We start from the raw sequence: 20,606 nt of genomic DNA, 5'->3' as shown, positions 1-20,606 counted from the left end.
TCAACACCTCCGGCCAAAAGCCAAAAGTGTTACCCATGTGTCCGGTACAAATCGTCACCTATGTCTCGGGTCGCTCACACGTGAACAGCTGCATTCTTCCGCACATCCGCACGATACAACGCTTGATGCTATCAGTCGAACGACTTAGCAGAAGCTTCTCCGAGATAGTCCTGGCAATTGCAGTTGCCACGATCGCAAAAAATTGCGTAGACCGTACTCATGCTGCTTCGTTCTCTTCAGCTTGAGGCGTAGGAGCTAGATTTTGGTTGTCCCCGCAGACGTATGGATCTGGCATGGCTTTCCTTAAAGCCAATGGCCGTAGCCGACAAAGATCGGCGAGGAGAGAATGAGCAAACTATATTCTGATCTAGATCCTCGCACTGAGTTGGAGCAGCGCGTAGCCGCAGACGTGCAAAAAGCGCTAGCCAAACGGGGGGCGACTGTTACTCATCATGGCACTTCAGCTATGCATGCGCCTTCGACCGCAGCCGCAGACATTACAATCGAGTGGCAAGAAAATGGAAAGCTTAAGCGTGTTCTGCTAGAGGTTGCTAAGCGCAACGACGAGAGCGAATTCACATCCATTGTAGAGCACTTGAATAAAGCGATCGCGTTAGAGCCCGGAATCGACACGAACGTTCTGTATTCTGGGTTGAGCACCTCTGTCAGAATGGCCCGCTTCCTTCGCAATGAGAATCAGCGCCGCCAAAAGGACGGTACTCCGGGCCGTATCATTTTCTTGCCGCTCAACAGGCTCCAGGGCTATCTTGAACATTGGAGCAGCGCTCCGGCTGCTGCCTATCCTCCAGCCGGCATCACCGAGGCAATCAAACGATGGCCGGATTTCGCCACCGACCTTGCCGCAGCCCAAGTGTTGCAGTCCGAGCTCTTTCCCGATTGGGATGACAAGAGACAGGAACTCGATCTCGCGCAATTACGCGAACTGGCTATTCGGCAGGAGCGCCTTCGCAAAGACATTGTTGTGCTTGAAACAAGTTGCGCGAGCGCGGCATAACTGGTCAGAGAGCTCACAAGTTCCTAATCTATCTTTTCTTTATAGCTCTCTATGAAGACAAGAGGGGCACGGCGAGCAGAGCGACTTTAAAGGGGTTTGCGGAATATAAAAATGGCATAAGCCCAGCGGATCGTGCTGATGCAAGCTACAAAGATAGAACAGTACACCATTTGATTTTAAAGGATATATCTTTCGACAACGACATTCAGATCTCCGGAATGTTTGATCAATATCAGAAGATTGATCTACCAGACGACTTCATTACGTCTACCGTGCTTCCTATTTTTGAGCGCTATCCGTTGTCGGCCGGAGGTATCGACTTTATCGGGGCGGTATTCGAGGCCTTGGCGCGCCGAGCAGAAAAAGACAACCGGATCGGGCAGTTTTTCACACCAGAGACTGCGGTCATTGCTACGGTTCGTCTGGTCGCTCCTCTGCCTACAGATACAATTCTAGACCCAGCATGTGGCACCGGTCGTTTTCTTATTCATGCAATGGAATCGATGCTGCGAGTTGCAAAAGCAACTCCTTCTCAAACTAAGGAGGAGGTCGAAAGCGACATACGACGGCAACGGCTACTTGGGACAGATATCGATCCCTGGGTTGCAACTATTGCTAAAATGAACATGTACCTGCATGGAGACGGCAAATCGAACATAAAGCCTGCCAACGGACTAGCATTGTCTGCATCGGATGTGTTTGCACCGCGCGTGCCCGCCCGAGCCCACGGGGCAATCGACATAGCCCTGACTAATCCGCCTCTTGGAGATGTAAATTTCTACGAGATTGCGGCGGAGCTCGCCCGCACGGGATTGTTAGGCAAGATCAAATCGGTCCCTGGGAGCAATGGATACGACGTCGAGGTCTCGGCTAGAGCAAATGCGTGGACAAACGAGCGGCTTCGGGTTGTCCCTCACGTCTGCGTGGAAGAGGCGAAAGCCGAAGTCTATACGGAGCGAGCAGCTGCGTGGCAGGCAAAGGTTATTGAGGCTCTGAGCGCGAGCGATCAGAAAAAAGCGCGACATGCACAGCGCTACCTAGATGCAGCGAACGCCAACCTGACGAAAGTCAAAAGCTTAATTGCGTCTGGAAAACTCACCTATGTTCCTGCCGGAAGCAATGCCAAGGGCGGGGCGCTCTTTCTGAGCGCGATTCTCGAGGCGCGCCTGAGGAATGGAAAGGGGGGTGCGTTGGGATAATTGTTGACGAAGCGATCCTAAACACGGCGGCATATTCCGGCGCTCGTGCGTTTATTAGAGATAACTACTTCATAAAGGCAATAATATCGTTGCCTCGAAACGCCTTCGAATTTCTTGCCAGAACTACGGCTAAAACTTCTATAATCATACTGATTAAGAAGCCGGATGCGAGCGTAGTTCAAAGGGAACCGGTATTTTTTGCTAAGGCTAATACTATTGGCTATACATCAACCGGTATGGATAGCGAGAATGATTTGCCAGCCGTGACTGACGCGTTCCGCGCTTGGCGTGACGTAGCGCCTTCGGGGTATGCAGGAGCCGTTGTTGACGCGAAGAAACTTAAGGCAGTAATCAAAAAAGTTCCAAGCATGGACGACAAAGTGTCAATGTACTGGCTATCTGATGATGCCCCATCCGAGCGCTTGGACTTCGCTTATCACAGAATGCGCGAACTTATTGCGGCAATGCCCGAGCAGGTCCCGCTCTCGGCAATTTTGGACTCGGTTGTGCGTATTCCGGACGACACTCTGGTCGATGAGCAGGCATTGATTTACAGTTACGCGTGGGTGCGCAGTGTCGATGGGAGAGTCAGGCCGAAGGGTATACAAGATCTAAAGTACGAGGCTAGAGACCTGCGGGTGGTAAAGACTGGAGATATCCTTGTGTCCGGGATCGACGCAGTTCGGGGATCAATAGGTGTTGTAGGAGAGGATTGTGACGGGCTAGTCGTTTCTAAAGAGTTCTTTATCTTCAGGATAAAGGCGGAGAAACAATGTAGCGTCGACGCCGAGTATCTTGTTAGGATTTTGCGATCACCTAAAATGCGTGCTATTTTGGAAGGCACTATTACCGGTGTTTCGAACCGTACGAGGATGGAAAGTCCGTCGGAATTGTTAAAAATTCCGATCGCCCCTTTGCCTTCATTGGAGGAGCAGCAAAAGATATCTCAGAAAGTGCAGGAAGCGTTCAAGGCGCAAGACGATGCGGTGAAAGTGTTTGCAGCTATCGACAACACCCTATCGGCGCCTTCAACGCCAGCGTGATGCTATTAAATTACCACACCGAGTAACGCGACCAGTTCATGCCGTACTTGGTGATGCACGGGTTTTCGATCCTTCGCCGCTTCGACGATATCGGCGAGAAAGTGATGGGCTGAAGATCGTCGCCCGCATCCCCCCTACGACGAAGGAACCCTTGGCTCCTCCACCAGATAAAACCGGTCCTTCGGCGAAAAGTCCGTCACCAGGAATGAAAACGAGGCTGTCTCCAGCGGGTCGACCTTGCCTTTGCGGAACAGCAGTCTGTCATAGGGCTCGAAGTCGCGTTTGAATTCGGCGAAGCTGTCGGATTTGATCATTTTGTCCTCGCGCTGCGCCTGGTCGAAGGACAGTCCGTCGCCATAGTCGCTCGGCCGGTTCATGATCGACTGCAGCTCGAATTCGAATTCGATCCAGGCGTCGCCGCTGTTGTTGAGGGCGACGATCTTCAGCGGCAGGAAGCCGGTCGCGTAATTGCCCGCCGTTCCGAACGGCTGGATCGGCATGGCGGCGCGTATGGTCAGCGTTACCGGGTCCGCCGTCTCCAGTTCCTCGGTGACCACGATCGGGTCGGTGCGCGTTCCGGCGCCGGTGGCCGAAAGGATCCTGAAGCCGCCGAGTTCGTCCGAGAAGGAGTAGGCGCCCGCCTGGAAGAGTTTGGTCCCGTCGGCTTCGGCGCGCGGGCAGTCCGCGGTCAGCAAAGCCGCACACACCTGCACACAGCGCAAGCCTCGACCCATCATGGCTCAAGTATGGACGACAATTGCCTGGCCGCCTACTGGCAACGGACGGCATGATGGTGACCGCGACCGATGGGGTTCGCCCACAAGGTGGCCGCAGGCAAGGGCGCTGCCGCAAGAGGGTGAGCTGGGTTGTCGGATCCGCCGGCGGACCGACGGAATACACCCTCGCCGATCGCCGGCGGACAAGGCGCTGTGTCAGCCCGTCGCCTCGCCTCAGCCTGCCGCCATGGCCCGCACGCTCTCGCGTTCCACCAGCGGGCATTCCAGCTTGGTGATCGGATACCGCCCCTGTCCCGCCACCACCGGCGCCTCGAGCTGTTCGATCGCCCATTGGCCCATCGCCATGTGTGGCAGGATCGAGGTGGTCAGCGGCGGGAACAGGTGCCGGGCGATTTCCTCGTCGTCGTAGCCGACGACGGAAATATCCTGGGGGATGTGCAGGCCGGCTTCCTTCAGCGCTTCGTAACAGCCGATCGCCGTGCGGTCGTTCTGGCAGAAGATGGCGGTCGGGCGGTCTTTCAGCGCCAGCAGCTTCACCGTCGCGGCATAGCCCGCGCTGGCCGACCAGTCGCCCTCCACCACCAGTTCCGGGTCGAACGGGATGTCGGCCGTGGCGAGCGCGCGGCGGTAGCCTTTCAGCCGGTCCTGTGCGGCCTGCATCCACGGCTCGCCGGTGATGGTGGCGATGCGGCGGTGGCCGTGGCTGATCAGGTGCCGGGTCGAACTCTGGCCGCCGGCGATCTCGGAGGGCACCACGGCGGGGAAGGCATAGTCCGACGTGTAGCAGTTGAGCAGGATCACCGGAATTTCGAGGCTGTAGAGGAAGTCGGGCGCCGTGATCTCGCGGGTGAAGATGGTCATATAGATCAGCGCCGAAATGCCCCGCCGGGTCAGCGCCTGTATGGCGCGCGGCTCCATCACGGCGTCGCCCATGGTCTGCGCCACCAGCAGCACGTTGCCGGCATTCCACGACGCCTGGCGCGCGCCCTCGATGGCCACCACCGCCTCCGGGCTGGTGGCGAGCTGGTCGACGGCAAAGCCGATCACTCCGTCAAGCCCCTCAAAGGCCGCAACCGGCGTCTTCAGTGCGGAGAAGGCCGGCGCGCTGTAGCCCAGCGCCCTGGCGGCCTCGATCACCCGTTCGCGCGTCTGCCGCGACAGCCGAATCCCTGGCGAATTGTTGAGCACGAAGGAGACGGTCGCCTGCGAACAGCCGGCGGCCCTGGCGATGTCGGTCATGGTGACCCGGCCCTTGGGTTTTGCCGGCGCCTTGCGGCGCCTCGCCGTCTCCCTATCCGTCGTTTCGCTCATTGCATTCTGTCCCCGATCCCTGGTCCTGTCTAGCGGCAGCCTGCCGGGCCGACAAGATAGCGCGGTGGTATCGATTTATAGAAGCTGCCCCATGATTTATATCCATTAGTTGCCTTGCAGTCCATTGCTCATGCGGCTCCGTGCATCAGGAAAGGCAGGGCTGCGCGGCCTTAAACACTGCACGGCTAAGGCATCGGCCCGCCGGCGCATCGACGCGGACGCGCGGTGACCGGTCTGGACAGGGGTGAAGACTAATACTGTTTACTAATACAAAAATGCGCTGTAACGTCAATCCGTCGCATCCGGGCTCATTATTCCGGGGGTGACGGAAAGCGAGCGTGACTGGCCCGATGGCGAGCGGACTTGGACTCCGCGAGATCTTTCTCGGACATATGATATGTCAGACAAATCGGACTATTTACGAACGAAGGATGAGTCTCTAAAGTCCCTGGCCGTGGCTGGAGCGACGCCATTCTTTCGGTGCCGGGAACCCCTGAGGAGGAGGGGCGTCCAAGCCTCAAAAGGCAAATTCAGGTGAGCAAGGCAAATTTTCAGTGAGCAAGACCGGTCGGCCGATGGCTGGACCAAAACGGGAGGTTGAACATGAAGTCTTTGATACGCAATGCATCCGTGGCCGCCGCGGCCCTGGTTGTCGGCCTGACGGCGACCGCCGTCGCGCGCGCCGACGACAAACCGACGCTGGCCTTCGTCGTCAACGGCGCGTCCGATTTCTGGAAGGCCGCCGAAGCCGGCGTCAAGAAAGCGCAGGGCGAACTGCCCGACTACACGCTCGAGCTCAAATATCCGGAACAATCCTCGGTCGCCATCCAGCAGCGGCTGATGGACGATCTGGTGACGGCAGGCGTCAAGGGCATCATGGTCTCGGCTGTCGATCCCAAGACCTCGACGGATGGCTTGAACAAGATCGCCTCGCAAACCGCGCTGTTCACCACCGACAGCGATGCTCCGCAGACCAAGCGCGTCGCCTATATCGGCTCGTCCAATGTCGATGCCGGCAAGCAGGCGGCGGAAATCGCCAAGAAGGCGATGCCCAATGGCGGTAAATGCCTGGGCTTCGTCGGCCTGCTCGGCGCCGACAACGCCAAGGAGCGTATCCAGGGCATGAAGGATGGTCTTGCCGGCACCAAGATCGAACTCGTCGACGTGCGCGGCGACGACATCGATCAGGCGCGCGCCAAGAAGAATGTCGAGGACGCGCTGGTCGCCAGCCCCGATGTCACCTGCATGGTCGGCTTCTATTCCTACAACACGCCGCGCATCTATGAAGCGCTGCGCGACGCCGGCAAGCTCGGCTCGATCACCGTCGTCGGCTTCGATGACGATCCGATCACGCTGGGCGGTGTCAAGGAAGGCACCATTGCCGCCACCGTCGTACAGCAGCCCTTCGAATGGGCCTATCAGGGCATGAAGCTGATGGCCGCCTACCTCAAGGGCGACAAGTCGGGCATCCCGGCCGGCAATCTGATCATCATCCCGACCAAGATCATCGGCAAGGATGATGTCGACACCTATGCCGCCAACCTGAAGGCGATGGCTGGAAAATAAGGCCACAGGCAGTTCAGCCGGCTCAAGCTAGCCTTGAGCCGGCTGCTCGCATTGACGAACGCCGCGAGGATCGTCAGTCTGAAGATGGACCAAAATGGCCCGCCGGCTGCTGTCAGGCATGATGAATTATTCCGACACATCCATCTCGGCAATCACCCCGTTCCTCAGCCTCGAGAACGTGCGCAAGACCTATCCGGGCGTCGTCGCGCTCGATGGCTTTTCGATGGAGGTCAGGCCGGGCGAGGTCATCGGCCTGGTCGGCGAGAACGGCGCCGGCAAGTCGACCCTGATGAAGATCCTCGGCGGCGTCACCACGCCGGACACCGGCACCATCACCGTCGACGGCACCGCCCACAAGGGCCTGAGCGTCGAAGGCAGCCTTGGCTCGGGCATTGCCTTCGTCCACCAGGAGCTCAACCTGTTCGAGAACCTCGACGTCGCCGCCAACATCTTCTTCGGCCGCGAGCCGCTGCGCGCTGGGCCATTCAAGCTCGTCGACCGCGCCAGGTTGCGCACCATGGTGGCGCCGTTGCTCAAGCGCGTCGGCGCCAATTTCTCCGCTGACACGCAGGTCGCCGACCTGTCGCTTGCCCAGCAGCAGATGGTCGAGATCGCCAAGGCGCTGTCCATCAAGGCAAGGCTGGTCATCCTCGACGAGCCGACCTCGAGCCTGCCGATCGCCGAAACCGACAAGCTGCTCGACGTCATCAAGGGGCTGAAGGCCGACGGCATCAGCGTCATCTTCATTTCGCACCGCCTGCACGAGGTCGAGCGTGTCGCCGACCGCGTCGTGGTGCTGCGCGACGGCATGCTGGCCGGCACGCTGGGCAAGCGCGACATCAACCACGACCAGATGGTCAAGCTGATGATCGGCCGCATGCTGAAAGAGCGCGAGAAGGCTTCCGAAGCGGCGCGTGCGCCGGGCGCCGTCGCCCTGTCGGCCAAGGCCGTCCGCACCCCCACCTATCCCGGCCGGCCGGTCGATCTCGACGTCAGGCGTGGCGAAATCCTCGGCCTTGCCGGCCTTGTCGGCTCCGGCCGCACCGAATTGGCACGCGTGTTCTTCGGCATCGACGGCAGCCTCGGCGGCACGCTCGAACTTGACGGCAAGCCGCTTGCGCCGGCGTCCGCGGCCGATGCCGTCGCACACGGCATCTTCCTGGTGCCGGAAGACCGCAAGCTCACCGGCATCCTGCTCGATTTGTCGATCGCGCAGAATATTTCGCTGCCCAATCTGCCGGCCCATGCGAAGCGATCGCTCGTGTCGGCGGGCGCCGAAACGGCAACCGCCGAAAAGCAGAAGAAGAATCTTGGCATCAAGGCGCCCTCGGTGCAGACGCGCACCGGCACACTGTCGGGCGGCAACCAGCAGAAGGTCGTGCTCGGCAAATGGCTGGCCATGAACCCCAAGGTGATGATCCTCGACGAGCCGACGCGTGGCATCGACATCGGCGCCAAGGCGGAAATCTATGGGCTGATGCGCGCGTTGGCCGACGCCGGCGTCGCCGTGCTGATGATCTCCAGCGACATGGAAGAGGTGATCGGCATGTCGGACCGCATCGCCGTCATGCATGAGGGCCAGATCTCGGGCATTCTCGACAAGGAACAATTCAGCCAGGAAAACGTGCTGCTGCTGGCTGTGGGCAAGCAGCCGAAATAGTCTTGCCTCGGGTCGCGGAAGCGCGATCTGCTCAGGCAGGCATTGGGGAGAAGACGATGAGCAAGAAAGATCTCGGCCTGCTGATCCTGATCCTGGTGGTGGGCGCCATCGTTGCCATCATCAACCCGCGCTTCCTGTTGCCGATCAACCTTGCCAACACCTCGAACCTGATCGGCCTGTTCGGCATTCTGTCGATCGGCCAGGCCTTCGTCATCATCACCGGCGGCATCGAACTGTCGGTCGGCTCGCTGGTCGCGTTGCTGGGCACGCTGTTCATCGACTTCATCGCCGTACGCGAGCTCGACTGGCCGCTGGCCTTCGTGCTGATCATCGCACTGGGCGCCGTTATCGGCCTGGTGCATGGCTGGCTGATCACACGGCTCAAGCTGCAGCCCTTCGTCGTCACGCTGTGCGGCCTCTTGATCTATCGGGGCGTCGCCCGCTTCTACACCGCCGACGGCACGGCCGGCTTCGCCTTCGGCCAGAACTTTCCGGAGCTGGAATTCCTCACCGCCGGCCGCTCCTGGGGCGTGCCGAACTCCTTTTTCGCATTGATCGTCATCGCCATCGTCATGTGGGTGGTGCTGCACCGCTCGGTGTTCGGCCGCTATCTCTACGCCATCGGCAAGAACGAGGAGGCGGCGAAATATTCGGGCATCCGCACCGGGCGCATCGTCATGGCGGCTTACGTCATCTGCGGCGTGCTGACGGCGCTGTCGGCGATCTATTTCGCCATGTACACGCGCTCGATCTCGCCGGCCAGCCACGGCCAGTTCTACGAGCTTTACGCCATTGCCGCGGCGGTGCTCGGCGGCTTCTCGCTGCGCGGCGGCGAGGGCTCGCTGGTCGGCGTCATTCTCGGCACCGTGCTGCTGCAGGAGCTGCAGAACCTCGTCAACCTGCTCGGCATTCCGTCCTCCCTCAACTTCGCGGTGATGGGCGGCGTTATCCTCATCGGCGTGCTGGTCGACCAGCAATGGGGCGTGTTCCGGGCCAGGCGGCGGATGATCGACGCCAGCCGCAAGACCGTGGCCGGCGCGGCCGCGGAATAACACACCCCTGCCGCTCAGCGCCCGCGCTTGCCCGCACCTTGCGCGGCTGAGTCCGTCAGGCTTTCAGCCGGGTGTTCGTCGGAGCTACCGCTGGGCCGCGCTTGCGGCGCGGCGAACGCTTTGCAACAGGATGGCGAGACAGCCGACCAGCAGCACCGCGCCGCCGAGCAACGGTGGCAGTGCCAGCAGCTTCACCGCCGCAAGGACGGCGGCCACCAGCACCAGCGCCAGCAGCGCCAGATTGCCGTCATCCACGAACATGCCGAAGAATTCCTTGGCGATAAGACGAATGACGTTCATCGGGCGAGCCCTCCAGCGGCTGCGGGGTAGGTAGTGCGCAACCACCGCACCATGGCAAAGGATGCCAGCGCGACGACGCAGAAGATGGCGAGCAGAGCGAGATCGGCGCCCGGCCAGTCGGCGCCGATGCCTTCGCCGGTCCAGAAGATGCCGAAGCTGGTCAGCATCAGCCCGACCACGAATTTGAGTGCATTCTCCGGAACGCGCGCCAGCGGCCGGTGGACAGCCAGGCCGACAAGCATCACCAGGATGAAGGCTGCCAGCGCACCCAGGCTGGCGTAAAGCGTCTGCCCGTGCGCGGCACCGACGGCAATGACGATGAACACCACCTCGACGCCCTCGAGCAGCACCGCCTTGAAGGACGCCAGCCCGGCGAGGTAGTCGGCGCGGCGGTCATTGGCCTGCCGGTTCAGCGCCGCGGTTTCCTTGGCGAAAGCCGCCTCCTCGTCATGTAGGGCGATGACGCCGACGCTGCGCAGGATGGCCTTTCGCAACCAACGCATGCCGAACAGGATCAGCAGCACGCCGACAACGAACTGCAACGTGGTGATCGGCACCAGCGCCAGCAGCGGGCCGAACGCCAGCACCAGGGCCGCCAGCACCGCCAGCGCCAGGGCGGCACCCGTCAGGGCCGGGCGCCAGCTGCGTGTCACCCCGACCGCGAGCACGATGGTGAAGGCTTCGACGACCTCGACCAGGGAGGCGAGAAATGCCGCCGTGACTGTCGAGAGAATGGGTGTCAGTGTCTGCATCAAACCTTCCTGTCTTGTCTCATTCGACCATGATCCCTTTGGCCGCTCGTTTCCATCTGCGGGATCGCGATCCAAATCGCTATGCGGTCAGCACCACACATCGCTCCGGCGGCAGCGAAAAAGCAAGCGAAGCGCCAACCGGCGGCGCTTCGGGCCAATCGAGCCGCACACGGTGGGGTCCGAGGTCGATCGCCAGTCGCCAGCATCGGCCCTGGAAGGCGCTCGACAGAACCTTGCCCTGCAGGCGGTTGTCCGGATAGGCGTCGGCCGGGCGGGCGTCTTCGGGACGAATGACCAGCATGCCGGCGCCAGGGCGCGCGCCCGGCGTGCGCACGGTTTCGGCGTCGCTCTCGGCGATCGTGAAGCGTTCGTCACGGACCTGTCCGCGAACGATCGAAAAGCCGCCGATGAAGCTGGCCACGAAGGAATCGGCGGGTGCCTCGTAGATCGCACGTGGTGTGTCGAACTGGACGATCTCGCCTGCCCGCATGATGGCGATGCGGTCGGAGACCGCCATCGCCTCCGCCTGGTCATGCGTCACATAGACGACGGTGATGGCCTCGCGGCGCACCAGTTCCATCATCTCGATGCGCATATCCTCGCGCAACGCCGCGTCGAGATTGCTCAGCGGCTCGTCGAACAGCATCAGCGCCGGGCGTGCGGCTAGGCAGCGGGCGATGGCGACCCGCTGCTGCTGGCCGCCGGACAATTCGGTCGGGTAACGATCCCTGTAGGGGGCAAGGCGGGTGACGTCGAGCGCGTGGGCGAGCCGCTGGGCGATGTCGCGATCCGAAAGCCGCTGCGAGCGCAGCCCGAAGGACAGGTTGTTGGCGACCGTCATGTGCGGCCACAGCGCGTAGTCCTGGAAGACCATGCCGATCCGCCGCTTTTCCGCCGGTATCACCGAATTCTCGCTCCACACGACACGCCCGTCCAGCGTGATCGATCCTCTTTCGGGCTCGACCAGTCCGGCGATGATGCGCAGAAGCGTGGTCTTGCCGGAGCCGCTGGCGCCAAGAAGCGACACCACTTCGCCGGCGTCGATCTTGAGGTCGAGGTCGCTCAGGACCGGACGTCCGCCGAGCGACTTGCAGATGCCGGCACAATGCAGGGAGGCGGTCATGACAAGGTTCCCGTTCCCGCGGTTTGCCCGCTGCCCACACCAGCATGGCCCGCGCTTCGACGCGGTTTGACGAACCGCCGAAGCGGGTACCAGACCAGCGCGGCGCCGATGCCCGCGGCCGCCATGGCGACCAGCGCGATAGCCGATGCCAGCCCATCACGGTCGTGGCTGAACAGTTTCAGGATGAGCGTCGGCGCCGGCGGTCCGCTTTGGGGAATGAGCATCTGCGAGATAGGCAGCTCGAAAACGGTGCGAATGAACGTCAGCAGAAAGGCCGTCACCACGCTCAGCAGCACCAGCGGCAAGGTGATCGCCAGCAATCGCCGGATTGTGCCCACGCCATGCAGGCGCGCCGCATCCGTCAGGCTCGGCGCCAACTGGCCGATGGCCGAAAGGATCACCACCAGACAGTAGGGAAGTGCTGCCGCGACATAGCCCATGACCAGCAGCGAGCCGTCGCCATAGTGGGGAAACGGCCAGTCGCGGAAACCCGGCAGGCGATTCCAGACCAGGATATAGCCGAAGCCGAGCACGATGCCCGGTATTGCCACCGATCCCAGCGACAGGCCGACGACGGCGCTGCGCAGAACCGGGCCCGCGCGGTCGAGTTGCGCCGACAGGAGCAGGGCGAGTGAACTGGCGATAAGCGCCGTCAGCCCGGCATAGAAGAGGCTGCGCAACAGGCCATCATTGGCCGCGGTGTTCAGGCTGAGCGCCGCCACCACATTGGCGCTGGTGAAATTGCTCCAGACGAGCCCGTGACCCAGCGTCTGCGTCAAGGCGCGTGCCGCGATCGCGCCGAGCGGCAATGCCAGCGCAAGGAAAGCGATGGCAAGTGCCGCCGCCATGGCAAGCCAGCGCCACGCGCCGAGATTGTAGAGCCGGGCAGGCCTTGCGCGGCCGGAGATCAGGCGCGGGTCGGCGCGGCGGCGCAGCAGCCTGTCCGCCACCACGACGAGCAGCACAAGGCTGAGCAGGACGAGCGCCTGGGCGCCGGCTGCGGGAAAGTCGACGGGATAATCGCTGGCGGCGGCGTAGATGCCGTAGGTCAGCACGCCGAAATTCGACATTCTGGCGATGGTCGAGGCTAGGCCGAAATCGGACAGCACCTCGGCGAAGGTGGCGATGAAGCTCAGGGCGATGGCCGGCGCCAGCAGGGGGCCGTTGATGCGGAGCCAGATCCTGAGCGGCGTGGCACCGGAGAGCCGCGCGGCATCCTCCAATTCGCTGCCCAGGCCGGCGAGCGCGCTGCCGATGATGAAGGCGGCCAGCGGAAACAGGCTGAGCGTGTGGACAAACACCAGGCCGGCCAGGCCGAAGAACGCCGAGCCCAGCCAGGCAGGCAGCAGCCCAAACTGAGCCAGATAACCGCCGGAGGACATCAGCAGCACCCAGGCGAGTGCCTTCAGATAGGACGGCGTCAGGAAAACCAGCCACGGCACGATTGAAATCGCTGCTCGTCCCGGAATATCGCAGCGCTGGACCAGGATCGCGAAGGCGCCACCCAGCGCCGTGGTGGTGCAGGCGACGAGCATGCCGAGTTCAAGCGAATGCAGGACCGAGCCCGCGACATAGGGCGAGTTGAAAACGCGGGCCAGCGGCTCGAAACTCAGGACGTTGCTGGCATCTTGCGCGGCAAACAAGCCGGGCATGACCGCCTGAACCAGCACCAGGGCAAGCGGCAATCCGATCAGCAGGCCAAAGACGGCGTAGACGGCAAATGGCCCGCCGTAGCGGGTAAGCGCCGACAGGCGGCCTAACGGCGGTTTTCTGGCGCCGGCGCCGCGGGCAAAAGCCGCGGCGCCGGAATGCTGGAGGATCGTCATTTCCCGAACAGCCGGGTCACTGGACGAAGTTGGCCTTGTACCACTGCTTCCACTCGGTCTCGTGAGCGGAGGCCACGGCATCGTCGAGATGCGTGTAGGTGATGTTGGTTTCGCGGCCGGGCTTGGCGTTGATGCCCTTGATGATCGGGATGTAGAAGAAGTCGGTGTCGTCGCCATTCTGCATGGCGGCCTGGCCCTCGGCGCTGGTGACGAAGTCGATGAACTTCCGCGCCGCGTCCATGTGCTGCGTCTTGGCGCTGATGCCGAGGCCCTGCGGCAAGGATACGGACCCTTCGCTGGGGTACACCGCGACGACGGGTTCGCCGGCGGCGATCTTCGAGAAGATGGCGCTGTCCTGGTTGATGCCGACCGAGGCATCGCCGGTCAGCACCGCCTTGTTCACCTTGCCGCCGCTCGACAGGCCCGACAGGGACTTGTTGGTCAGCGTCTTGGCCAACAGGGCCTTGCCGGCGTCGAGGCCGTTGGTCTGGAAAAAGCCGGCCAGCCATTGATAGGCGGGACCCGACAGATTGGGATCCTTGGCCGCGACCTTGCCTGCGAAGGACTGAAGATCGGCCCACGACTTGGGCAGCTTGTCGGCGGGCACCTTCTTGGTGTTGACCTCGATGGCCGTGGTGCTGGTGCCGGTCGGCAGGAAGGCGTGGCTTTGCGGGATCAGCGACTTGCCAAGGTCGGTGAATGCCACCTTGTCATAGGCGGCGGCGGGAATGGCCTGCAGCACATGGTCGGCCGCCATGCGCTCCATGACGGCGGAGCCATCGAGCCAGACGATGTCGAATTGCGGGTTGCTGCCCTCGGCGGCGATCTTGCCCAGCGTCTCCCCGGTGCTGCCGGGTTCGACGACGTCGACCGTGAGGCCGGTCTTGGCCTGGAAGGCCTTGGCCACCGGGCCGGCGAAATCGAGCGCGTCGTAAAGCACGAGGTCTGATGCCGAAGCTGGTGCTGCCGCGGCAAGCGCGCTAAGGCCAATCGCGAAGCAGAAAGTTGTGCGTAGTTTCATCTTGCTCTCCAGTCGATTTTGATCGGGCACAGTAAGCCCCATTGTACCATGTATGAACAAATTGAATGTTTTGTGTCGTACGCAGGAATTTCTACTTTTTATTGTTGTTATTCTTGCGGACGCCGCGCTTTATCCATGCCTTGTCGATCGATCCGCGAACCGTGCTCAACCGCTCGAGGACATCAAAGGCGGCTTCGCTGTTTCGTTTCGCCAGCCCGATGATCATCGCCTCGATGAGGACTATCGTGCCGCCATGCATGGCGAGGTGATCGGCCTTGCCGCGCGGTATTGGCAACGTCTCGGCCACCTTGCCGGACACCAGCGGAGCCAGATTGTCACTGATCAGCACGACCGGGACGTCGAACTGCCTGGCCTGTTCGAGGATGATCTCGACCTCGCGGTAGAGCGGCGCGTAAGCCATCATCAGCACGGCGTCGCCCTTGCCGAGCCACAACAAGCGGTCGGCGAGCGCGATCCCCGATACCGACAGCGCGCTGGTCGGCAGGCCAATCCGGTTGAATTGCAAGCTGGCATAGTCGGCCATCGCGCCCGATGGGCCGATGCCAAAGACATGGCGGCGATTGGCCCGCGCCAGAATGTCGACGCTGCGCTCGAAAGCGGCGGCCATCTCCGGGCGTTTGAGCACGTCGAGCACGCTCTCGTGAATGTCGATGACATGTCGCAATGCCCCGGCGCTGTCGTCGCCGGTCTCCTGCAAGGTGCGCGCCAGGCGCTTGCCGGGGGAGGGCGTGCCGGTCAGGTCCGAGAGTAGCATCTGGCGAAGTGCCGAGAGGCTTTCGAAGCCAAGCGAGCGCGCCGTGCGAACGACGGTGGCGTCGCTGGTGCCGGCCAATTCGGCGATCTCGGCCGCCGATCCCAGCAGGACGGACTGCTTCTGGTCGACGAAGAACCGCGCCATGCGCTGCTCGGCCGGCGGCAGGTTTTCCAGCGCCGCCTGGACCCGGGCATCGACCGTCGCCTTCCGATCTTTCGAGGCATCATATGTCATGTCGGGCGGTCATTTTTCTGGATGTAGTAATTGCAACGGGCGCCACCATCCGAAATGTCTATTACAGGGGTGTGACAATGGCGGTAGGCCAGGCGAACATGTCTGCCTGCCGAAAAACGAGCGGCCGCAAACCGCCGGAGCGGCGGCCGTCGCCTCGTGAGATGCGAAAATCGAAGCTGTGGGGCGGGGGGTCTAGATCACGCCCGACATGTCGGAGAAGGCCATTGCCTTGCGCAGCAGCTCGGCGAAGCGCTCGCCGGCCGCCTCGCGCGGACCGCTGTTGTCGATCGTGGTGACGCCGGGACCGGACAAGGTCACATTGGCGCTGCGCGCCAGCCGGGCCAGCACTTCGCCGCGCGATTCGCGGCCGCGCATTGCCAGCCGCTCGGCCAGCACGTCGGGCGAAGCGGTGATCTCGACAATGGCCAGATTGGCATAGCGCTCGCGCAGGGAGGGGATAATCGCGCGCGACACGTTCGCCACCGCGACATGGCCATTGGCAACCGACCAGTCGACATCGGCGGGCAGGCCATAGCGCAGGCCATGCGCCTCCCAGGAGATGGCGAAGGCGCCGTCGGCCTCGGCCTCGACAAAGGCGGCATCGGCCAGCGTATCGTGATCCTCGCTCGCGGCATCGCTGGGCCTGGTGATGACACGGCGCACGAACTCCAGCCGGCTCTCGTCGGCAAAAAGCGCGCGGGCGTAGCCGATCACCGTGTCCTTGCCGGCGCCGCTTGGGCCTACGACCGCTACAAACACGCCATGGCGGATCGGGAACGTTTCGGCGGACAACTCACGCTCGATCAAGGCCGACACCATCATGCGACCCGGCGCCCCTGCCGCCAGACGGTGCGCACGACCGGAACATGATCGTCGACGCGCACGCGCACCAGATCGGCGCGGCGGCCCTGTTCGATGATGCCGCGATCGGTCAGGCCGATCGCTTCGGCCGGGTTTTTCGAAACCATGGCGACTGCTTGCGGCAGCGAAATGCCTTCGACCATGTCGCCGAGGAAGAAGGCGGACTGGATCAGGCTGAAGGGGATGTAGTCGGATGACAGGATGTCGAGCAGGCCGTTGCCGGCCAGCGTGCGCGCCGAGACATTGCCCGAATGCGAGCCGCCGCGCATGACGTTGGGCGCGCCCATTAGCACGCCGAGTCCGGCGGCCTTCGAAGCCCGCGCCGCTTCCTCGGTGGTCGGGAACTCGGCGACCCGCACGCCTTGCTCGATCGCCTCCTCGACATGGCCCGTCGTGGCATCGTCATGGCTGGCCAGGACAATGCCGCGCTCATGGCAGGCGGCCGCGATGAAGGCGCGGTTTGGGCTGGAATTGCGTGCCGATTCGCCCATCCGCTTCTCGCAGAATTTCTGGAAGTCCTGGTCGCTCAGCTTCAGCTTGCGCTGATAATAATAGGCATAGGTCTCGAGATTGACGAACTGGCGCTGGCCCGGCGCATGGTCCATCAGCGACGCCAGCTTGACCCGCTCGTCCTCATCGAAATTGGCGAAGGCCCGCAGGCAGTCCGGCGCCGAAACTTCGCAGCGCAGATGGATAAAGTGGTCGGCGCGCAGCCGGTCTTCCTGCACGCTGTCCTCGATTGCATCGGCGAGCTTGCGGATGTCGTCCGAGGTCAGGTCGGCGTCCTCATCCATGCCGACGCGAAGCGCGTCGAGCACGGTGGTGATGCCGGCGGTCGCCACCTGTGCGTCATGGGCGAGCACGGCGGCGATCGGATTCCAGCGCACCTTCGGCCGCGGCGCGTAATGGCCTTCGAGATGGTCGGTATGCAGTTCGACCAGTCCCGGAATGATATAGTCGCCGCCCATGTCGTCGCCGGTTCGGGCGGCACCCGCGTCAATGCCGGCGATAAAGCCGTCACGCAGCACCAGCGAACCCTCGACGATCTCGTCGGCAAGCACAATGCGGGCGTTGGAAAGAACAATCTCGGCAGTCATTTCAGGTAGTCCTCGGTTATTTCCGGCTGGAGCCATTCCGCAGTCGGTCAGGCGGATTTTCTGGCTGGGCGGTGTCCCAGCGCATGCTGGGAAAGCACCAGGAATGGCGCACCCGGTTCAGGTTCGACAAACAACGTCACCGCGTTGACCAGCACCGGCTGCCGCAGCACATCCGCGAACAGGCTGTCGATTGCCGCGCGCAGACGAAGGCTTTCCTGTGGCCCGGCGCGCCCGGACAGCGTCATGTGGAAGCGGAAGGTCTCGAAGACATAGGGGTAACCCCACTGGCACAGGTTGCGGAACTCGGCCGGCTTCAGCGAATCCGGGCTGCGCCGTTCGATCTCGGCTTCGGTCAGCGGCGCACGGAACCGGTCAAAATCGCGCACGACGTCGTCGGCAAAGCGGTTGAGCGGCGGCAGCGGACCTTCCGGCACCAGCGCGAAAAAGCTGTCGATCTGGCTGACGACGAGACGCGGGATCGTCACCACCGGCGTCGCCTCGGCAAAATGGTCAAGTGCCGCGCGCAGCGAGTTTTCCGTCTCGTTCACCGCCAGGCGGAAGGGGGCTTTCAGCGTCGCGTGGAAGCCATAGCGGCGCGCCGAAGCGGTGTGGAAGGCAACTTCCGCCGCCGACAGGTCGGCCACCGCCTCAACCGGCCTTGTCGCCGCGCCGAACGGGTCGCGGCCCAGCCAGTTGGCGGCGATCCGCGCCAGCGGTTCGTCCTGCCGGGGGGTGAAATAGATGGCATAACGCATGGGAAATCCTCGTCAGATCCGTTGCCATAGGTGATTTCCATGACGGATTGACGAAGCTTTGAAGGGTTTTCGAAGGCAAATCGACCCTCTGGGTCTTTAGCCGACGATTTTTCCAAGCTGGACCAATAACTTCAGCCGAAAACCCGGAAGGGTCAGGCCTTCATCAACCATTCGTGCTCGGGGGCATTGTGGAATTTCCACGTCCGCTTCGGTCCGGCCATGACGTTGAGGTAGTAGAGGTCGTAGCCATGGCAGGCGGCGCAGGGATGATAGCCCTTGGGCACCAGCACCACGTCGCCATCCTCGATCGCCATCGCTTCATCCAGCGCGCGATGCCCATTCTTGTCGGCGTCGGTATAGACGCGCTGGAAGGCAAAGCCCTGCGGCGGGTTGAGGCGGTGATAGTAGGTCTCCTCGAGATAGGATTCGGCGGGCAGATTGTCCTGGTCATGCTTGTGCGGCGGATAGCTCGACGTATGGCCGCCGGGCGTGATGACCTCGACCACCAGGAGCGAGTCCGCCGGCTTGCCTTCCGGCAGGATGTTGGTGACGTAGCGCGTGTTTGTGCCCTTGCCGCGCACCTCCTGGCCGAGATCGTCCGGCCCGATCACCCGAACCGGCAAACCGCCGCCCAATCCCGGGGCCGAGCAGACCGCGAGTTCCAGCTCGGTATCGGCCGTTACCGACCAGTCCGATCCCTCGGGCACATAGACCGACCACGGCTTGCCTTTGAACGGCGATATCCGTTCGCCAAGCAGGCCAAGCTCCTTGCCGTCGGCGGTGGCGGTGCCCTTGCCGGTCACGAACACCAGGCAGACCTCGCGATCGGCCGTTTTGCCCGAGGCGCTTTCGCCGGGCTTCAGCCGATGCAGGTCGAAACCGACATAGGTCCAGCCGGCGCTATTCGGCGTCACATGGGCGATGCGGCCGTGGCCCTTGTCGGCCTTCACCAGCAGCTTCGACATCCCGCTTACTCCTTTGGTTCGGGCTCGGCCGTTGCCTTGCTCTCGTCGGCCGGCTTGTAGAGATAGAAGAACTGCCAGACGCCATAGCCGGCAAAGCCGAGCGCGATGACGCCCCAGAACGGCGTGCCGGTGGCGAACTCGATGATCGACCAGAGGACGCAGACCGCCACGACGGCGACGCGCCGCCATAAGGGCCGGAAGAAGGGGTGCTCGGAATCTTTCATCAGGCCAATTTACAGCAACCTGCCTCGTGGGGAACCCTTGCGTCAGGCATTCGGAAAACCTTGCGTTTCGACCGTGTAGCCGGCAGCCGTCATCACCCGCATCAGTTCCTTGTGTCCGACCTGCGCCATCCTGAGCGGCGGGTTCTTCTTCGGATCCTGCTCGGCCTCGACCACGAACCAGCCCTCATAACCATGGTCGGCGAAGCGCTGCACGATGGCGCCGAAATCCAGCGAACCGTCGCCCGGCACCGTGAAGGCGCCGAGCGCCACGGCGTCGAGGAAGGATTGCTTCGTGCGGTCGAGCTTGTCGATCACATCCATGCGCACATCCTTCACGTGGACATGGCTGATGCGCCTGTGGTGATTGTCTATGGCGCGCAGCACATCGCCGCCGGCAAAGGCCAGGTGTCCGGCATCGAGCAGCAGCGGAATCCCTTCGCCGGAATGGCGCATGAAGGCGTCGAGCTCCGGCTCGGTCTCGACCACCGCCGCCATGTGGTGGTGGTAGGACAGCGGCATGCCTTGTTCGGCACACCATTCGCCGAACTCGGTCAGGCGCCGGCCATACGCCTTCATCTCATCGCTGGTGAGTTTCGGCTTGGTGGCGAGCGGCTTGGAACGGTCGCCCTGGATCGAGCGGCCGACCTCGCCATAGACGATGCAGGGCGCATCGACCGCCTTGAACAGGTCGATCATCGGCTGGATGCGATCCTTGTTCTTGGCCATGTCCTCATCGACCAGCGTGCCCGAGAACCAGCCGCCGCACAGCGTCACGTCGGCCGCCTTCAGGATCGGCAGCATGACGGCGGGATCGTTGGGAAAACGCCGACCCATCTCCATGCCGGTGAAGCCGGCCGAGCGCGACTGGCGCAGGCACTCCTCCAGCGACACGTCATCGCTGAGTTCGGCAAGATCGTCGTTCCACCATGCAATGGGGGACATGCCCAGTTTGGCTTTCAAGTCGTCACTCCCGTTTCAAAACAGCTCATTCTTTGGCCGTCAGTGCCGCCCCTCATCCGCCTGCCGGCACCTTCTCCCCGTATAGGGACGGGGAGAAGGGGCTGATCGCGACGCTGGCGACCCCTCTCCC

General features: G+C 62.5%; 20 protein-coding genes. 6 read left to right on the top strand and 14 right to left on the bottom strand.

Annotated features, from left to right (window positions below; genetic code table 11):
- The first annotated feature begins 346 nt into the window (after positions 1-346).
- The 3 genes from FJ958_RS27850 to FJ958_RS27840 are packed head-to-tail and all read left to right on the top strand — an operon-like array spanning position 347 to position 3,257.
- On the top strand, positions 347-1,015 hold the full coding sequence (locus FJ958_RS27850) for a hypothetical protein (RefSeq protein WP_140748230.1): 669 nt from the start codon (positions 347-349) through the stop codon (positions 1,013-1,015).
- Positions 997-2,214, top strand: a complete 1,218-nt coding sequence (locus tag FJ958_RS27845; protein WP_140748227.1) for an N-6 DNA methylase — start codon at positions 997-999, stop codon at positions 2,212-2,214. The genes FJ958_RS27850 and FJ958_RS27845 overlap by 19 nt, the downstream gene beginning before the upstream one ends.
- On the top strand, positions 2,211-3,257 hold the full coding sequence (locus tag FJ958_RS27840; protein ID WP_140748224.1) for an N-6 DNA methylase: 1,047 nt from the start codon (positions 2,211-2,213) through the stop codon (positions 3,255-3,257). The genes FJ958_RS27845 and FJ958_RS27840 overlap by 4 nt, the downstream gene beginning before the upstream one ends.
- A 134-nt stretch (positions 3,258-3,391) precedes the next feature.
- On the opposite strand, the gene FJ958_RS27835 is transcribed toward FJ958_RS27840, so the two are convergent.
- Both FJ958_RS27835 and FJ958_RS27830 read right to left on the bottom strand, forming a co-directional pair.
- Positions 3,392-3,994, bottom strand: coding sequence for a hypothetical protein (locus FJ958_RS27835; protein WP_140748221.1), 603 nt, complete (start codon positions 3,992-3,994; stop codon positions 3,392-3,394).
- A gap of 213 nt (positions 3,995-4,207) precedes the next feature.
- Positions 4,208-5,305 (bottom strand): LacI family DNA-binding transcriptional regulator, encoded by a 1,098-nt coding sequence (locus tag FJ958_RS27830; RefSeq protein ID WP_181176543.1) that lies wholly within the window; start codon positions 5,303-5,305, stop codon positions 4,208-4,210.
- Between the two features lie 603 nt (positions 5,306-5,908).
- On the opposite strand from FJ958_RS27830, the gene FJ958_RS27825 reads away from it, so the two are divergent.
- The 3 genes from FJ958_RS27825 to FJ958_RS27815 all read left to right on the top strand — a co-directional run bounded on the left by FJ958_RS27825 (position 5,909) and on the right by FJ958_RS27815 (position 9,583).
- Positions 5,909-6,871 (top strand): sugar-binding protein, encoded by a 963-nt coding sequence (locus FJ958_RS27825; protein WP_140748218.1) that lies wholly within the window; start codon positions 5,909-5,911, stop codon positions 6,869-6,871.
- 121 nt (positions 6,872-6,992) lie between these two features.
- Positions 6,993-8,531 carry a sugar ABC transporter ATP-binding protein gene (locus FJ958_RS27820; RefSeq protein WP_140748236.1) on the top strand — a complete coding sequence of 513 codons (1,539 nt, stop codon included), beginning with the start codon at positions 6,993-6,995 and terminating at the stop codon, positions 8,529-8,531.
- 56 nt (positions 8,532-8,587) lie between these two features.
- On the top strand, positions 8,588-9,583 hold the full coding sequence (locus tag FJ958_RS27815) for an ABC transporter permease (protein ID WP_140748215.1): 996 nt from the start codon (positions 8,588-8,590) through the stop codon (positions 9,581-9,583).
- Positions 9,584-9,667: 84 nt separating this feature from the next.
- On the opposite strand, the gene FJ958_RS27810 is transcribed toward FJ958_RS27815, so the two are convergent.
- From FJ958_RS27810 to iolE, 12 genes are all read right to left on the bottom strand, one after another.
- A complete protein-coding gene (locus tag FJ958_RS27810; protein ID WP_140748212.1) occupies positions 9,668-9,883 on the bottom strand; it encodes a hypothetical protein in 216 nt (71 codons plus the stop codon).
- Positions 9,880-10,635, bottom strand: coding sequence for a COG4280 domain-containing protein (locus FJ958_RS27805; protein WP_140748209.1), 756 nt, complete (start codon positions 10,633-10,635; stop codon positions 9,880-9,882). Before FJ958_RS27805 ends, FJ958_RS27810 begins: the two co-directional genes overlap by 4 nt.
- A gap of 79 nt (positions 10,636-10,714) precedes the next feature.
- A complete protein-coding gene (locus FJ958_RS27800; protein ID WP_140748206.1) occupies positions 10,715-11,758 on the bottom strand; it encodes an ABC transporter ATP-binding protein in 1,044 nt (347 codons plus the stop codon).
- Positions 11,755-13,584: an ABC transporter permease subunit gene (locus FJ958_RS27795; protein WP_181176542.1), complete on the bottom strand. Its 1,830-nt coding sequence runs from the start codon at positions 13,582-13,584 to the stop codon at positions 11,755-11,757. Before FJ958_RS27795 ends, FJ958_RS27800 begins: the two co-directional genes overlap by 4 nt.
- A 16-nt stretch (positions 13,585-13,600) precedes the next feature.
- Positions 13,601-14,605 (bottom strand): extracellular solute-binding protein, encoded by a 1,005-nt coding sequence (locus FJ958_RS27790; protein ID WP_181176541.1) that lies wholly within the window; start codon positions 14,603-14,605, stop codon positions 13,601-13,603.
- Positions 14,606-14,696: 91 nt separating this feature from the next.
- Entirely contained in the window at positions 14,697-15,614 is a 918-nt protein-coding gene (locus FJ958_RS27785) for a MurR/RpiR family transcriptional regulator (RefSeq protein ID WP_140748197.1), read from the bottom strand.
- A 192-nt stretch (positions 15,615-15,806) separates the two neighbouring features.
- Positions 15,807-16,436, bottom strand: coding sequence for a phosphonate metabolism protein/1,5-bisphosphokinase (PRPP-forming) PhnN (gene phnN, locus FJ958_RS27780; protein ID WP_181176540.1), 630 nt, complete (start codon positions 16,434-16,436; stop codon positions 15,807-15,809).
- Complete coding sequence (locus FJ958_RS27775; RefSeq protein ID WP_140748194.1) at positions 16,433-17,572, bottom strand: alpha-D-ribose 1-methylphosphonate 5-triphosphate diphosphatase; 1,140 nt, start codon at positions 17,570-17,572, stop codon at positions 16,433-16,435. Before FJ958_RS27775 ends, phnN begins: the two co-directional genes overlap by 4 nt.
- 47 nt (positions 17,573-17,619) lie before the next feature.
- Positions 17,620-18,327 (bottom strand): DUF1045 domain-containing protein, encoded by a 708-nt coding sequence (locus tag FJ958_RS27770; protein ID WP_140748191.1) that lies wholly within the window; start codon positions 18,325-18,327, stop codon positions 17,620-17,622.
- A gap of 152 nt (positions 18,328-18,479) precedes the next feature.
- Positions 18,480-19,292: a 5-deoxy-glucuronate isomerase gene (iolB, locus tag FJ958_RS27765; protein WP_140748188.1), complete on the bottom strand. Its 813-nt coding sequence runs from the start codon at positions 19,290-19,292 to the stop codon at positions 18,480-18,482.
- A 5-nt stretch (positions 19,293-19,297) separates the two neighbouring features.
- The gene (locus FJ958_RS27760) at positions 19,298-19,516 is read right to left on the bottom strand and encodes a DUF3329 domain-containing protein (RefSeq protein WP_140748185.1); all 219 of its coding nucleotides are present in this window, start codon (positions 19,514-19,516) and stop codon (positions 19,298-19,300) included.
- 42 nt (positions 19,517-19,558) lie between these two features.
- Positions 19,559-20,476 (bottom strand): myo-inosose-2 dehydratase, encoded by a 918-nt coding sequence (gene iolE, locus FJ958_RS27755; RefSeq protein WP_140748182.1) that lies wholly within the window; start codon positions 20,474-20,476, stop codon positions 19,559-19,561.
- Positions 20,477-20,606: the final 130 nt, after the last annotated feature.

This window comes from Mesorhizobium sp. B2-3-5 (genome assembly GCF_006442395.1).
Classification (GTDB): domain Bacteria; phylum Pseudomonadota; class Alphaproteobacteria; order Rhizobiales; family Rhizobiaceae; genus Mesorhizobium.
The sequence above is the reverse complement of the archived record's forward strand: the minus strand, read 5'-3'. Positions and strand labels throughout refer to the sequence as shown.

Bases quoted from the DNA above. Each gene is read 5' to 3' on its own strand.
- FJ958_RS27850 (WP_140748230.1), top strand. From the start codon at position 347: ATGAGCAAACTATATTCTGATCTAGATCCTCGCACTGAGTTGGAGCAG.
- FJ958_RS27835 (WP_140748221.1), bottom strand. From the start codon at position 3,994: ATGATGGGTCGAGGCTTGCGCTGTGTGCAGGTGTGTGCGGCTTTGCTG.
- FJ958_RS27830 (WP_181176543.1), bottom strand. From the start codon at position 5,305: ATGAGCGAAACGACGGATAGGGAGACGGCGAGGCGCCGCAAGGCGCCG.
- FJ958_RS27825 (WP_140748218.1), top strand. From the start codon at position 5,909: ATGAAGTCTTTGATACGCAATGCATCCGTGGCCGCCGCGGCCCTGGTT.
- FJ958_RS27820 (WP_140748236.1), top strand. From the start codon at position 6,993: ATGAATTATTCCGACACATCCATCTCGGCAATCACCCCGTTCCTCAGC.
- FJ958_RS27815 (WP_140748215.1), top strand. From the start codon at position 8,588: ATGAGCAAGAAAGATCTCGGCCTGCTGATCCTGATCCTGGTGGTGGGC.
- FJ958_RS27810 (WP_140748212.1), bottom strand. From the start codon at position 9,883: ATGAACGTCATTCGTCTTATCGCCAAGGAATTCTTCGGCATGTTCGTG.
- FJ958_RS27805 (WP_140748209.1), bottom strand. From the start codon at position 10,635: ATGCAGACACTGACACCCATTCTCTCGACAGTCACGGCGGCATTTCTC.
- FJ958_RS27800 (WP_140748206.1), bottom strand. From the start codon at position 11,758: ATGACCGCCTCCCTGCATTGTGCCGGCATCTGCAAGTCGCTCGGCGGA.
- FJ958_RS27795 (WP_181176542.1), bottom strand. From the start codon at position 13,584: ATGACGATCCTCCAGCATTCCGGCGCCGCGGCTTTTGCCCGCGGCGCC.
- FJ958_RS27790 (WP_181176541.1), bottom strand. From the start codon at position 14,605: ATGAAACTACGCACAACTTTCTGCTTCGCGATTGGCCTTAGCGCGCTT.
- FJ958_RS27785 (WP_140748197.1), bottom strand. From the start codon at position 15,614: ATGACATATGATGCCTCGAAAGATCGGAAGGCGACGGTCGATGCCCGG.
- phnN (WP_181176540.1), bottom strand. From the start codon at position 16,436: ATGATGGTGTCGGCCTTGATCGAGCGTGAGTTGTCCGCCGAAACGTTC.
- FJ958_RS27775 (WP_140748194.1), bottom strand. From the start codon at position 17,572: ATGACTGCCGAGATTGTTCTTTCCAACGCCCGCATTGTGCTTGCCGAC.
- FJ958_RS27770 (WP_140748191.1), bottom strand. From the start codon at position 18,327: ATGCGTTATGCCATCTATTTCACCCCCCGGCAGGACGAACCGCTGGCG.
- iolB (WP_140748188.1), bottom strand. From the start codon at position 19,292: ATGTCGAAGCTGCTGGTGAAGGCCGACAAGGGCCACGGCCGCATCGCC.
- FJ958_RS27760 (WP_140748185.1), bottom strand. From the start codon at position 19,516: ATGAAAGATTCCGAGCACCCCTTCTTCCGGCCCTTATGGCGGCGCGTC.